Origin of the sequence: Chryseobacterium sp. MMO-72, assembly GCF_037146035.1 — a bacterium.
Taxonomy (GTDB): Bacteria; Bacteroidota; Bacteroidia; order Flavobacteriales; family Weeksellaceae; genus Chryseobacterium; species Chryseobacterium indicum.
Genome location: NZ_JBBCWG010000007.1, coordinates 186,476 through 199,572 on the forward strand (window position 1 = coordinate 186,476; position 13,097 = coordinate 199,572).

Annotated in this window: 13 protein-coding genes; 8 read left to right on the forward strand and 5 right to left on the reverse strand. The window is 36.1% G+C overall.

The window, feature by feature from the left end:
* Positions 1 to 29 precede the first annotated feature (29 nt).
* The 3 genes from WFH39_RS11930 (at position 30) to WFH39_RS11940 (ending at position 2,572) form a co-directional block, all read left to right on the forward strand.
* The gene (locus WFH39_RS11930; protein WP_336690062.1) at positions 30 to 932 is read left to right on the forward strand and encodes an ABC transporter ATP-binding protein; all 903 of its coding nucleotides are present in this window, start codon (positions 30 to 32) and stop codon (positions 930 to 932) included.
* A gap of 2 nt (positions 933 to 934) precedes the next feature.
* Complete coding sequence (locus WFH39_RS11935) at positions 935 to 1,780, forward strand: ABC transporter permease (protein ID WP_336690063.1); 846 nt, start codon at positions 935 to 937, stop codon at positions 1,778 to 1,780.
* A gap of 120 nt (positions 1,781 to 1,900) precedes the next feature.
* The gene (locus WFH39_RS11940; protein WP_336690064.1) at positions 1,901 to 2,572 is read left to right on the forward strand and encodes a hypothetical protein; all 672 of its coding nucleotides are present in this window, start codon (positions 1,901 to 1,903) and stop codon (positions 2,570 to 2,572) included.
* Positions 2,573 to 2,693: 121 nt separating this feature from the next.
* On the opposite strand, the gene msrB is transcribed toward WFH39_RS11940, so the two are convergent.
* The 4 genes from msrB to WFH39_RS11960 all read right to left on the reverse strand — a co-directional run bounded on the left by msrB (position 2,694) and on the right by WFH39_RS11960 (position 5,192).
* Positions 2,694 to 3,809 (reverse strand): peptide-methionine (R)-S-oxide reductase MsrB, encoded by a 1,116-nt coding sequence (msrB, locus tag WFH39_RS11945; RefSeq protein WP_336690065.1) that lies wholly within the window; start codon positions 3,807 to 3,809, stop codon positions 2,694 to 2,696.
* A gap of 14 nt (positions 3,810 to 3,823) precedes the next feature.
* On the reverse strand, positions 3,824 to 4,273 hold the full coding sequence (locus tag WFH39_RS11950) for a DUF417 family protein (protein ID WP_336690066.1): 450 nt from the start codon (positions 4,271 to 4,273) through the stop codon (positions 3,824 to 3,826).
* 79 nt (positions 4,274 to 4,352) lie between these two features.
* Positions 4,353 to 4,625: a hypothetical protein gene (locus tag WFH39_RS11955; protein WP_235131329.1), complete on the reverse strand. Its 273-nt coding sequence runs from the start codon at positions 4,623 to 4,625 to the stop codon at positions 4,353 to 4,355.
* A gap of 12 nt (positions 4,626 to 4,637) precedes the next feature.
* Positions 4,638 to 5,192 (reverse strand): RNA polymerase sigma factor, encoded by a 555-nt coding sequence (locus tag WFH39_RS11960; RefSeq protein WP_336690067.1) that lies wholly within the window; start codon positions 5,190 to 5,192, stop codon positions 4,638 to 4,640.
* 507 nt (positions 5,193 to 5,699) lie between these two features.
* On the opposite strand from WFH39_RS11960, the gene alaS reads away from it, so the two are divergent.
* The 5 genes from alaS (at position 5,700) to WFH39_RS11985 (ending at position 12,973) form a co-directional block, all read left to right on the forward strand.
* Positions 5,700 to 8,303 carry an alanine--tRNA ligase gene (gene alaS, locus WFH39_RS11965; RefSeq protein WP_336690068.1) on the forward strand — a complete coding sequence of 868 codons (2,604 nt, stop codon included), beginning with the start codon at positions 5,700 to 5,702 and terminating at the stop codon, positions 8,301 to 8,303.
* Between the two features lie 276 nt (positions 8,304 to 8,579).
* Complete coding sequence (locus tag WFH39_RS11970; RefSeq protein WP_336690069.1) at positions 8,580 to 8,819, forward strand: hypothetical protein; 240 nt, start codon at positions 8,580 to 8,582, stop codon at positions 8,817 to 8,819.
* Positions 8,820 to 8,997: 178 nt separating this feature from the next.
* Positions 8,998 to 11,454, forward strand: a complete 2,457-nt coding sequence (locus WFH39_RS11975; protein ID WP_336690070.1) for a DUF5686 family protein — start codon at positions 8,998 to 9,000, stop codon at positions 11,452 to 11,454.
* Positions 11,455 to 11,540: 86 nt separating this feature from the next.
* The gene (locus tag WFH39_RS11980; RefSeq protein ID WP_336690071.1) at positions 11,541 to 12,293 is read left to right on the forward strand and encodes a hypothetical protein; all 753 of its coding nucleotides are present in this window, start codon (positions 11,541 to 11,543) and stop codon (positions 12,291 to 12,293) included.
* Positions 12,293 to 12,973, forward strand: coding sequence for a hypothetical protein (locus tag WFH39_RS11985; protein WP_336690072.1), 681 nt, complete (start codon positions 12,293 to 12,295; stop codon positions 12,971 to 12,973). The genes WFH39_RS11980 and WFH39_RS11985 overlap by 1 nt, the downstream gene beginning before the upstream one ends.
* Before the next feature lie 42 nt (positions 12,974 to 13,015).
* Here WFH39_RS11985 and WFH39_RS21220 read toward each other — a convergent pair.
* A partial coding sequence (locus tag WFH39_RS21220) for an IS3 family transposase (protein ID WP_442891700.1) occupies positions 13,016 to 13,097 on the reverse strand: 82 nt, incomplete at its 5' end.

Below are 13,097 nucleotides of genomic sequence, written 5' to 3' on the forward strand. Positions count from 1 at the left end.
ATACACTACTACTATGTAAAACAAATTACATGGAAAAAATTTTATCAGTAAAGAATCTGACTAAAAAATTCAAGAGAATCGTGGTAAACAATATCTCCTTTGATGTGGAAAGAGGGAATGTTTACGGACTTTTAGGACCGAACGGAAGCGGAAAATCCACCACTTTCGGAATGCTGCTTTCTACGATTAACCCGACAAGCGGAGAATGGTACTGGTTTGGAAAGAAAGGAACTGATCCGGATACGCTGAAAAAAATCGGGGCGATTATAGAACAGCCTAATTTCTATCCTTATCTGAATGCAGAAACGAATCTTAAAATTGTTGCCGAAATTAAAGGAACACCTTATTCCAGAATTGATGAAGTGCTGAAAACGGTTAATCTTCTGGAAAGAAAAAAAGATCTGTTCCGAACGTATTCTCTGGGAATGAAACAGCGTCTTGCGATTGCTTCGGCATTGCTGAACAATCCGGAGGTTCTTATTCTGGATGAGCCTACAAACGGTCTTGATCCTGAAGGAATTATCCAGATCAGAGATATCATCAATAATATTGCAAAACAGGGCATTACGATTATCATTGCGAGTCACCTTCTGGATGAAATTGAAAAAATATGCAGCCATGTAATTGTTTTGAAGGAGGGAAATTCCATCTATTGCGGAAGGGTGGACGAAATGACCGCCAATAATGGTTATTTTGAATTAAAAGCAGACAACAATACATTGCTTTTAAATGCATTGAATGAACTGCAGTGGTTTACTGCGGTGAAGCAGGAAGGTGAAATTTTAAAAGCACAAATTCGTGATGATGCTTCTATTTCGGCATCGGTGCTGAACCAGAAACTGGCTGAAAAAGGGATTTTCCTGTCTCATTTAACCAAGAAAAAACTGTCTCTTGAATCTCAATTCCTTGAACTTGTAAAAAACACAAAATAATCATGCTGAAATTACTAAAACTAGAATATTACAAAAACCTGAATTACAGACCATTCAAGGTTTTTACGATCTTATATTTTGCGATTCTTATTGCTTTGCTTTTCGTCGGACTGGTGGATTTTGATGCTTTCGGAGGAACAATCAATTTAAAGGAACAGGGAATTTATAATTTTCCGGGAATCTGGAATTTTACAACATGGATTGTTGCTTTGCTGAAGATTTTCTTAGGATTAATCATTGTTTTTTCGATTTCGCAGGAATTCAGCAACCGTATGTTTAAGCAGAACACGATTGACGGTTTAAGCAGAAAGGAATTCATCAGCTCTAAATTGTTAACGATAAGCATTTTCACAATTATTTCTACAATTATCGTTTTTGCGATTACCATGTTTTTAGGGTATCAATATTCTGATACAACAGAATCTGGGAAAGTTTTTGAAGAGGTTTTCTTTATTGGCAACTACTTTGTAAAGCTGTTTACGTTTTTCTGTTTCCTGATGTTTCTTTCGATTTTATTGAGAAAATCAGTGTTTGTTTTTCTTGCATTCTTTGTTTTATGGGTTGCAGAAAGTATTTTATCTACCATAGAAGTTTTCTCAAAGGTAAGAGGTACACAGGAAGCGGAACGATTAAAGATTATGAAAGACGATTTCTTCATCAGTCATCTTTTTCCGCTGGAAAGTATGTCGAGCCTTATTCCCAATCCGATGATGCGTTTAAAAGCGGCACAAATCTTTGGCGGAAAATATGAATTCCACTATCCTACCGAAAGCTTAGTTGCGTGTCTGGTTTGGTGTGCCATTTTTATTTTCGGGTCGTACTGGATTCTCAGAAAGAAGGACTGGTAATTGATTTGAAACATTCAACACAATATATTCAGATTATTTTTTTAAGTGGTTCGTTTTTACGGATCACTTTTTTGTTTTTTTGGCTTAAAATTTTCATTCAGATGAAATTAAATTATAACCATGAAAAAGATCTATTATTTTCCGGGACTGATCAGTGCTTTGCTGATTCCTGTTTTATTCTGGTATTACATTCATCCATATATTGATAAAACAGTTTATAATGTAGTTGATTTTGGACTTCCAGCCAAACTGACACAAGACAAAAGCAGCATTAATTTTACTTTTGAACCTTTAAGAAACTGGGACTATAAACAGATAAAAGTTAATCCTAATACAGCTAAAGAAAATTCTAAATTCTATGTTTCGGAAATGAAAGCTCTTCAGAAAAGAAATCAAAAAGAAACAGGAGTAGAGTTTATTCTGGATGAAAATAACACATACGGTGATTTTGTTTCTTTATTAAATGATATGGCTATTGCAAAACAGGAAACTTATGTACTGGATCTGGAAAAAACCGGACATTTATTCGCGACTGTAAATTACATTGATCCGAAAGCAGAAAAAACTGAAGAAATGGGTTGCCTTTTGTGTAATGACGTGATCCGTGATTATTATGAACCGACTTTCAGTAATGGAATTTGCGATTTTATTAACCGACAATATTATCTGAAACTTTTTGAAAATGGATCTCAACTTCCAAAAGGCGCTTATTATATTATATTTGGATTTTTACTATTTTTAAATTTTTCCATGTTAAGCATTAAAGAAAGACTTCAGCTAAAACTCCAATAGATTCTTCACTGCGCTCCACTTCGTTCCGCTCCTTTCTGAATGACCGAGTACTAAATTTAAAGTATAAACATAAAAAAGGCTGCCTTTCGGCAGCCCCTTCAATCACCTCTTCACTTAACACTTACTTTTTATCTTTATCGAGTAGAGAAATATATTCTCCGTAACCTTTTTCCTGCATTTCCGCTTTTGGAATAAACTTCAGGGAAGCTGAATTGATGCAGTAACGAAGTCCACCTTTATCTGCAGGTCCGTCATTGAAAACGTGTCCCAAATGCGCATCTCCTGTTTTACTTCTCACCTCCACTCTCGTCATTCCGTGAGAACGGTCTAACTTCTCTTCGATTAATTTTTTGGTAATCGGCTTAGAAAAACTTGGCCATCCACAACCGGATTCAAATTTATCGGTGGAGATAAACAAAGGTTCTCCTGTGGTAATATCTACATAAATTCCTTCTCTGGTTTCATCCCAGTATTCGTTCTGGAAAGCTCTTTCTGTACCGTTTTCCTGAGTTACGTTATACTGTTCGGCAGTCAGTTTTTCTTTTAAAACCTTTTTATCCTGCTTCTGATATTTGGTTTCGTTACTTCCTTTTGTTTCTTTTTTGGGCGGATTGGCGTTTCTTGCCATTTCAAACAATCCCGGTTCGATGTGGCAGTAACCTCCCGGATTTTTATCCAGATAATCCTGATGATAATCTTCCGCTTTATAGAAATTCTTTAAAGGAATGGTTTCCACCACGACTGGTTTGCTGTAATTTTTAGCCAGTTTTGCCACTTCAGCTTTTATGATCGCTTCTGTTTCTTTGTCTGTGGAATAAATTCCCGTTCTGTATTGATTTCCTCTGTCATTTCCCTGTTTGTCAATGCTTGTCGGATCTATGGTTTTAAAATACAGATCAATTAATAGTTTTAAATCTACAACTTCAGGATCGTATTTCACTTTTACGGTTTCGGCAAAACCTGTGGTATGACTTACTACTTCTTCATATGTAGGATTCTTTTTATTTCCGTTGGCATAGCCTACTTCTGTTCCTACCACTCCTCGAATTTGCTGAAAAAAGTGTTCGGTTCCCCAAAAACATCCTCCCGCAAAATAAACTTCTTTTACATTTTTGTTGTCCATAATGGTCTCATTTTCTTTTTTATTTTCTGTGGATTTTTGTCTGGCATCTCCACAGCTTGTCGCAAAAACTGCTACTCCCAGTACTACACTGAGTAAAATTAGTATGTTTTTCATTTTTATTTTATTATTCATTTTTTCACATTTAAAATCATTAAACCAAATCCTAAAAGCATCAGATCCTTCAGAATGAAAAAGTCTGTAACCGGAATTCCATCGACCACTTTCCAAACTCCCGGAGTTGTAAACAAATAGCTCAAAGTAGTAAGGAAGGTAACGATCATTCCGATGGCGGCGTACTTTCTGAGTGATGCAAATTTCACACTAAAAATTAAAAGTAATGCAATGATAATTTCTATCACTCCGATAGTATCAGACACTGCCTGAATGCTTACAATATCATATACGAAAAAAGTAAGGAAATGGTTTTCCACCAAAGGTTTTATCGCGTTCGCTTCTGTGGGTGTAAATTTGAAGATTCCGATCCACAGCAGAATAATGGCAGCTCCGAAAAGTGAGAGGTAATACCCTGCTTTTCCGGCAAGGTTTCTGTTATCGATTTTAAGTGCAGTTCCGTTCATTTTTTAAGATTTTGAGTTAATACTTTGTTATTTTCAAAAGTATAGTCGGAACGTTTTCAAAATCCTGACAAAAATTTTATTAAAGGTCTAAATTTTTAACCATTTTTTCTTTAAAATCCTGAATTTCAGAATCATTAATTTTATCTTTCTGTTCGTTGAGAAGTTTTCTTTTTAAAATTTCATCTAAAATTTCCAGCTTTTCTTTATACGCTCTGCACCATTTACAGATTTTCAGATGCATGGAAAGTTTTCGATTCTCTTTTGAAGAAATTGTACCTGCGTTTCTTTTTTCCATGAGCATGGTTGCCTGGCTGCATGGTAAAAATAGGATATGGATTAGTTTTTTTAACATTTTAAAATCATTTTAAGACTTGGTAAACCAGTTAAATTCCAGACATTCTCTCAGTTGCATTCTGCTTCTCTGCAGAATCTTCCAGAGATTAGTCGTAGAAATATTGAGTTCCTGACTTACTTCAGGTGCTTTTTTTTCTTGAAGATAATACATTTTCATGGGAAGTTTCCACCGAATCGGCAATTCTTCCAGACAATCTTCCAACGTTATATTAAAATCTGTATCGTCTAAAAGTTCTGTTTCTTTATTTTCTGCATTCCAGTCATTAAGCACATCGTCATTTTTCCATGATCCGGTTTCATCAAAAAAATGATCCAGACTTATCTGCGGTTCCGATTTGTATTTTTTGCGGTAAAAATCGGCAACCTTTCGGTTTAGAATTGTCATTAACCACGTTAAAGGCTGACTTTTCCCTTCAAAAGATTCATATGACGAAAAAGCCGAGATAAAAACTTCCTGAACAATGTCTTCCGCCTCTACTCTATCCGACAGCAGATAAACAGCTCTTCTCAGCAACTGCCCGGAATACTGATCGATCCAGTTCTTAATGGTTTCATTTTTTGTCATATCGAATATTATCTTATTCCCTTAGATTTTAAATCTTTAGGTTTTTCTAATATTAAAACGAATATAGAAAGTTAATTGATAAACTGCAAAGTTTTCATCAAACTTATCTGAACGTTGTATTCGTCATGCTGAAAGCATCTAAGCAATAATATCAAACACAAATGCCACAAATCCTAACACCAATAACACGATTCTGATAAAATTATATCTTGTGTTGCGCAATTTAAATGCTTTCAGCATGACAAATGATGGTTTATTATGATAAATGGTGAAAATTATGACCGTAATTTAGCCCCGATTGCAATGAAAATCCCGCAGTGAAGCGGTGGAGCGAAGCGGAGCCGCGCAATGAGGAATTGCAATGGAAAGCGGGAAAAAGCTCCTGAAAATGTTTCAGATTATTATACAAATCTTAGCAAAAGTATCAAATATTTAAAACTAAATCACTCAAAAACATTAAATTTGCATCTTATCAAAATTGTAAAAAGCAAAGCAATATATAGTATTATGACATCACAAGAGATTCGTCAAAAATTTTTAGATTATTTTAAAAGTAAAGAACACCTTATCGTTCCTTCGGCTCCTATTGTGCTGAAAGACGATCCTACCCTTATGTTTTCCAACTCGGGAATGACGCAGTTTAAAGATTATTTTTTAGGTTATAAAGAGCCTAAAGCCCCAAGAATTGCCGATACCCAGAAATGTTTAAGAGTTTCCGGAAAGCACAATGATCTGGATGATGTAGGTAGAGATACCTATCACCACACCATGTTTGAAATGTTGGGGAACTGGTCTTTTGGTGATTATTTTAAAAAAGATGCTATTGCTTTTGCCTGGGAATTGTTGACAGAAGTGTACGGAATTCCTAAAGAAAATCTTTACGTAACCATTTTCGAAGGAGATGCTTCCGAAAATCTGGAAAGAGATCAGGATGCTTACGACTTCTGGAAATCCCATATTTCTGAAGACAGAATCATCAACGGAAACAAGAAGGATAATTTCTGGGAAATGGGCGCAAGCGGACCTTGCGGACCGTGTTCTGAAATCCACGTTGATTTAAGAAGCGAAGAAGAAAAAGCTAAAGTTTCGGGACTTGATCTTGTAAACAATGACCATCCTCAAGTGGTGGAAGTCTGGAATCTCGTTTTTATGGAATTCAACAGAAAAGCTGATGGTTCTTTGGAAAAACTTCCTGCACAACATGTTGATACCGGAATGGGCTTCGAACGTCTTTGTATGGCGCTTCAGGGAAAATCCTCCAATTATGACACGGATGTTTTCACCCCTTTGATTGCTAAAGTGGAGGAACTTTCAGGAAAAAAATATACCGGAATTTTAAAAGACGAAAAGGATATTGCGATTCGTGTTGTGGTAGACCATATCAGAGCGGTTTCTTTTGCCATTGCGGACGGACAATTGCCTTCAAGCGGAGGTGCAGGTTACGTTATCCGAAGAATTTTAAGAAGAGGAGTTTCCTACTCTTACAGATTCTTAGACATGAAAGAACCTTTCCTTTATAAATTGGTTGCCGTTCTTCAGGAACAAATGGGTAAATTCTTCCCTGAACTTGAAAAACAGGGAACTTTGGTTACAGAAGTAATCAAAAGCGAGGAGGAATCTTTCTTAAGAACCATTGAAAACGGACTGATAAGAGTTGAAAAATTAATTCAGCAGACCATTGAAAGCAATTTGAAGGTACTTCCAAGCAATGAAGTTTTTGAATTATATGACACTTACGGTTTTCCGGATGATTTGACGAGAATTATTGCTGAAGAAAAAGGCTTAACGATTGATGAAGCAGGTTTTGAAGCGAGAAAAAAAGAGCAACAGGATCGTTCAAGAGGCGGCGCTGAACAAAAAGTCCACGACTGGGTAATTCTTGAGGAAAAAGCAGAAAATTTTGTAGGTTACGACCAATTAGAATCTGAAACCTACATTACAAGATACCGAAAAATAGAAAATAAAGACGGAGAATTTTATCAGGTAGTTTTAAGCGAAACGCCTTTCTATCCGGATGGCGGCGGACAGGTTGGAGATAAAGGTCTTCTTGAAAACGCCACGGAAAGTTTTGAGGTTCTGGAAACAAAAAAAGAAAACGGACTGATTATTTCGTTAATTAACGGTCTTCCTAAAGATGCAGAAGCAATTTTCTATGCTAAAGTAAATGCAGCGGAAAGAAAAAATTCTCGGGCAAACCACTCGGTAACGCACTTACTGCATGAAGCGCTAAGAGAAGTTCTTGGAACGCACGTGGAACAGAAAGGTTCTTACGTAGGTCCGGATTATCTGCGTTTCGACTTCTCCCACTTCAACAAAATGACGGAAGAAGAACTGACTTTGGTTGAAAATAAAGTGAATGCTAAAATCAAAGAAAGTATTGCGTTGCAGGAGTTCAGAAGCATCCCGATTCAGGAGGCTTTAGACAAAGGTGCAATGGCTTTGTTTGGCGAAAAATACGGAGACAGTGTAAGAATGATCCAGTTTGGAAGCTCGAAAGAACTTTGTGGAGGAACTCACGTAAAAAACACCAGCGAAATCGGTCATTTTAAAATTCTTTCCGAAAGTTCTGCAGCAGCAGGAATCAGAAGAATTGAAGCGATCTCCGGAGACGAATCTGAAAAATATTTCAAAAACCTTGAAAAACAGGTTGCTGAACTTTCTCAGTTGTTAAAATCCAAAGACATTATCCGTTCGATTGAAAAGCTGATGGAAGAAAATGCTTCTTTAAAGTCGGAAGTGGAAGCTTTCAAAAAAGAAAAAGCAAAAGGAGAAATCGGCGACTGGAAAAATGCTTACGAACAAAAAGGAAACAAACAGCTTTTGGTAAAGAAAACGTCTCTTGATGCAGGTTCTGTAAAAGATATCGTATTCCAGTTGAAGAGAGAAATCCCGACTTCCGTAACGGTAATTCTTTCTGATGCGGACGGAAAACCAATGATTACGGTGGGTGTTTCAGATGATCTGGCTGCAAATTATCAGGCAGGAGCTATCGTAAAAGATTTAGCGAAAGAAATCCAAGGCGGAGGCGGTGGAAATCCAGGTTTTGCAACAGCAGGAGGAAAAAATCTTGAAGGTCTTGAAAATGCATATCAAAAGGCTTTAGCGCTTTAATTAAAATATGGTTTTGAATTCGGCGGCAAAGCCGCCGAATTCCCAAAAATATCCTGAAAAATTTTTCAGGATATTTTTTTATTCCATTTTGGAACGATTCATGATAAGACAATAAAAGACAGACTTAATTTTATCTGAAATATAATTTTGAATGAGATATAAAATTAAATACAATGCATTATCATTACATTTCAGAAAAAATCACACAGAAAACCGATTATTATTAAAAATAACACACTTACACATATTAATATAAACTACAAAAAAATTTACATTATGAAACCAACACATTTTATTTCAAAAATTCAGATTGCTGTACTTACATTAATGACTAGTTTTTCCGTACTTTGGGCAAATGCACAGGAAAAAGCATCCGATCTGAAAGTTGATGTTAACGTAAACAAAGGAGACAGCTCGGCTGACTGGATGTCTAACCCGATTGTTTGGGTTGCAGGAGCACTCATATTAATTCTTATCGTTGCTTTGGCAGCACGAGGAGGCGGAAGTAAAGCTTAAACGTGATTTCTATTTATCATTACTGAAACAAGATAATATAAGAGGCTGTCCTAATTTTGAGACAGCCTTAATTTTGCCGATTAGAAATGTCTTTTTTATTTTAACAAAAGATTATATTTTTTCGTACCGTTTTGTAACCTTCTTATTTTTAGTTTTGTCTTATCTATAAAAAAGACTAATGACAAAATATCTATCTTCCCTGTTTTTGTTTGTTTCGGTAGTGTTTTTCGCGCAGAATCAACTTAAAGTTATCAGTAAAGCAGACAAAAAGCCTGTTCACAATGCAGCAGTTTACTGTGACGATGCACTTCTTGGGAAAACCGATTTCAACGGCAATCTATCCTTCAAAACAAAATGTAAAAAGGTAGAAATTCTTGCCAGCAATTTTCAGGATGTGATGGCGGATGTAAAATCGTCTATGGAAGTTTCTATGCAGCCTTTGTCTGAAAAAATGGGCAATATTGATAAAATCGTTATTCAGGATAAAAGTGATCCGAGAGCTTTGAGAATTTTGGATGAAGTGAACAAAAGAGCCAAGGAAAATTCACCCAAATCATTGGATTCCTACAATTTCAAATCGTATTCCAAGTTTTCTATTGATGTAGATAAAGATTCTGTGGATACGTATAAAAACTTTTTGGCGGTACGAAAAGATTCACTTTCTAAAGTTGACAAGAAAGATCTTAAACAAACGGAAAAAGAGAAAAAAGATTCTTTGATCGGAGAAGATCTTATTGAGGCGACCACCGAAAGCCAGCTGTTTCTTTGGGAAAAAGCAACAGAATACAAATATTCCAGAAGTTTCGGTGAAAAAACCAATATCATTGATAACAGAATGTCGGGGTTCAAAAATCCGATTTACGAAGCTTTAGCCATTAATATTTCTAATCTTGACAGAACGCCAAGACAGCTCAGACCGGAGAACAGAAAATTATTTAATTTTTATCTTTCTGATACTTTACAGCTTGAGGGAAGAAAAACTTTTGTGATTAAATTCAAGGAAATTACCGATAAAAAGAAGCAGAATCCGAGAAAATTCAACGGAAAAATCTATATTGATTCTGAAACCTATGCTTTGAAAAAATTTGAAAGCCAGAGTAAAAAGCAGAATGAAGGAGATATTGTTTCTGTCTGGAAGCCTATCGATGGAAAGTGGTTTTTAGACTATGAAAACATCAAAGTAAAAATGGGAAGCCAGAGTTTTGAGACTTCGAAAAAAGATAGTCTGAAACCCGGAGAAAAGACAAAGTACAACAAAAAGAATTTCGGAAATTACCTGTATGTGAAAAACCGTTTCTTCGGTTTTGAAATCAATAAGGAACAAAAAGCATCCGACTTCAAAGGCTACTCTCTTGAAATGAAAAACTCGGACGGAAGTCTTCTTTCCCAGTACAGAACCGATAGTCTTACGGCAAGAGAAAGTGCTACCTATACAAAAATCGACAATTTTGTAGAAAAACATGATTTTGAAAAAAAGCTGAATACATTAACGCAGCTTTTAAGAGGAAATCTGCGGTATAAATTCATCGATTTCGATCTTACAAAGTTCTTCAGTTACGATAAATACCAAGGTCTTCGTCTGGGAGCAGGAATCAAGCTGAATGAAAAATTCAACAAAACATTTTCTCCGGATGGCTATTTCGGGTACGGATTTAAAGACCATACCTGGAAATACGGTTTAGGTCTTGATGTGAAATTATCAGATAAAAGAACTTCCATTTTCAGGATCGATTATGTGGATGATGTATTCGCAGCCGGAAGATTCAGCAACCATATGTGGGACATGATGATGAAATTTTCAGATATCAATCTGGATCTTCACAACTCAACTTTCTACAAAAACCAGAAATGGGGAGCTTCTTTCCTTTATGATATTTCGAATTCTTTAAGTGTGAAAATTGCGGTGAATAAAGAGAAACAACAGGCTCTTTTTGATTATCAGTACAAAAATCTGGGCAACAGTTTCGACAATACAAGCGCTACTTTATCCTTAAAATTCTCACCAAATGATAAAAACATCATGACACCAAGCGGAAAATTCACTTATGAAAAAGGATATCCGCAAATCTTCATGAATTATGAAAAAGGATTTAAAACTTTAGGAGGAGATCTGGATTATCACAGAGTGGATGCATTAATTATTCATCAGTTCAGATCAAAATTAGGATACACAAACGTTAAACTTTTCGGAGGATTTTCCTCAGGCAATGCACCCATCTGGAAAAACTTTGAAATTGCAGGACAAACCGATGTGAACAGAGACAACTGGACTTCGAGCATTACCACACCTTCCAATTTAGGATTTGCAACCATGCCTTCCGGAATTTTCTTTACCGATAAATTTGCAGCCTTCAAAGTATCCCAGTCTCTTCCTTTCAGGTTTAAAACTTTCGGATCAAGATATTCCAGTATCGAACTCGAATATCAGGCGGCGATCGGAAACATGAAAAACAGGCAGGATCATCAGTTTCAGTTTCAGGTGCTGGATCATTATTATCAGGAAGCCGGAGTTATCTGGAACCGTTTCTTGGGAAGAAATTTTGGGGTAGGATTTTCTTACCGTTTAGGATATTATCAGACCTCAGAATTTAAAGATAATTTTGCTGTTAAGTTCAGATTTAATCTTTTAAATTAAGCCCTAATTTCAAAATAATTATCTGCAAAATAGAAACAGAAGCTTTTGGGTTTCTGTTTTTTTATTATCTTGCCGAAAAAATAATCATGAAGCACTTATTTATTGCCTGTTTCACAGCAATAGTACTGACAGCCTGTCAATCTAAAAATGACAAAATCAATGACTTTGTAAATATGTATAACAGATCATCCTCCATGATGAACAGTTATATGATAAAATCTACAAAAGCCACCAATTCCGGAAAAGACGAAATCACGATAGAAGTAAATACGGCAAGTAACGGAGAAGACGAAATGCAGACAGAACTTATAAAGTCTTCCCTTCCCGAACTTTTAGGACAGGTGATTAAAAGTCAGCCCGAAGGAAAAGAACTGCTTGATAAAGGCGTAAAATTCAACATCAAAATTTACGGAGCCGGAGCAAGAGTTATTGCAGATGAGGTCATAGACAGTAAAACCATTAAAGGAGATATCTCGAAGGATATCCAATCTATTGCAGACGGAAATTCCGGATCTTCCGAACTTAATACGGTACTGGAAGTTTTCAATAAAAATCTTCCTTCCGAAGACAAAGCAACCGGAATTAAAATCATGAGCATTAAAGCAGACGAAGAAAATAATATTGTCTACACAGCACAGGTTCCTACCGAGATTAAAGAAATGCTTGCCATTGAAGGATCTGAACAGATCCTGAAAGATGAAATGCTGAGATCACCACAGGTTCAGCAGATTTTCTCAAAGACAGGCGCTTTAGGCGTAAAAAATCTGAAATACCGTTACACCGATAACAATGGTAAAACGTTAAAAGAAATTACAATCACTAAAGCAGACATCAAATAATGGATAACCGACCGGTTTGGAAAACCGTTTTAAGTGTGGCTGTCTGTTTAATTGCCGTCATAAGACTTGCCATTACCTGCAGTAAATCTTCAAGATCATCAGATTACGATAATACTTTCCGAAATGCTAATGCTTTATACGAACAGAACAGCTATAATGCTGCAGGTTACAGATCCGTAAGAGACAAAAGCCTTTCTAATGATCTTCTGTATGAAGATTATGACAGCATCAGCAAAATGAATAGCTCTCAAAAAGAAGCGATGAGCGTTAGAAAAGTACAGAAAGATACCCTAGTTCCGATTACTGTTAACTCTAAGATCAATGTTGAAGCCGGCAGTTTTGTTCAGAAAAACTATGACGATTCTCTGAAGATTGCGATCAAGTTTCCGGACAACACTACTCTTTTCATGCACAGTTACATCTCAAAAGAGGATATGGTAGAAAATTTGAAGGCAATAAAAAAGAAGAAAGGAATAGAAAATGTGGATATTATGATGGACGAGCCGGATTCTAAATTCATAAGCTATACCTACAAATCCTCAGGCAAAAAATACAATGGTTGCGCATTGCTGGCAAGAGAAAAGGATCTGTTCACTTCGCTGGAGTTTGAAAACGATAAGATTTCGAAAAAAGATCTCCAGAAAAAAGCTGCCGAATATATACTACAAGTTGCGAAATAAAAAATTCCCGATTGTAGACTGCACCCAAAAGTTTAGACAAAATTACACAATATTTCGATAGAAAAGAGTTCGGTATTGTACCGGGCTCTTTCCTTTTAGATTTAATCTTATTCTGTCGTTGTTA

Bases quoted from the DNA above. Each gene is read 5' to 3' on its own strand.
- WFH39_RS11930 (WP_336690062.1), top strand. From the start codon at position 30: ATGGAAAAAATTTTATCAGTAAAGAATCTGACTAAAAAATTCAAGAGA.
- WFH39_RS11935 (WP_336690063.1), top strand. From the start codon at position 935: ATGCTGAAATTACTAAAACTAGAATATTACAAAAACCTGAATTACAGA.
- WFH39_RS11940 (WP_336690064.1), top strand. From the start codon at position 1,901: ATGAAAAAGATCTATTATTTTCCGGGACTGATCAGTGCTTTGCTGATT.
- msrB (WP_336690065.1), bottom strand. From the start codon at position 3,809: ATGAAAAACATACTAATTTTACTCAGTGTAGTACTGGGAGTAGCAGTT.
- WFH39_RS11950 (WP_336690066.1), bottom strand. From the start codon at position 4,273: ATGAACGGAACTGCACTTAAAATCGATAACAGAAACCTTGCCGGAAAA.
- WFH39_RS11955 (WP_235131329.1), bottom strand. From the start codon at position 4,625: ATGTTAAAAAAACTAATCCATATCCTATTTTTACCATGCAGCCAGGCA.
- WFH39_RS11960 (WP_336690067.1), bottom strand. From the start codon at position 5,192: ATGACAAAAAATGAAACCATTAAGAACTGGATCGATCAGTATTCCGGG.
- alaS (WP_336690068.1), top strand. From the start codon at position 5,700: ATGACATCACAAGAGATTCGTCAAAAATTTTTAGATTATTTTAAAAGT.
- WFH39_RS11970 (WP_336690069.1), top strand. From the start codon at position 8,580: ATGAAACCAACACATTTTATTTCAAAAATTCAGATTGCTGTACTTACA.
- WFH39_RS11975 (WP_336690070.1), top strand. From the start codon at position 8,998: ATGACAAAATATCTATCTTCCCTGTTTTTGTTTGTTTCGGTAGTGTTT.
- WFH39_RS11980 (WP_336690071.1), top strand. From the start codon at position 11,541: ATGAAGCACTTATTTATTGCCTGTTTCACAGCAATAGTACTGACAGCC.
- WFH39_RS11985 (WP_336690072.1), top strand. From the start codon at position 12,293: ATGGATAACCGACCGGTTTGGAAAACCGTTTTAAGTGTGGCTGTCTGT.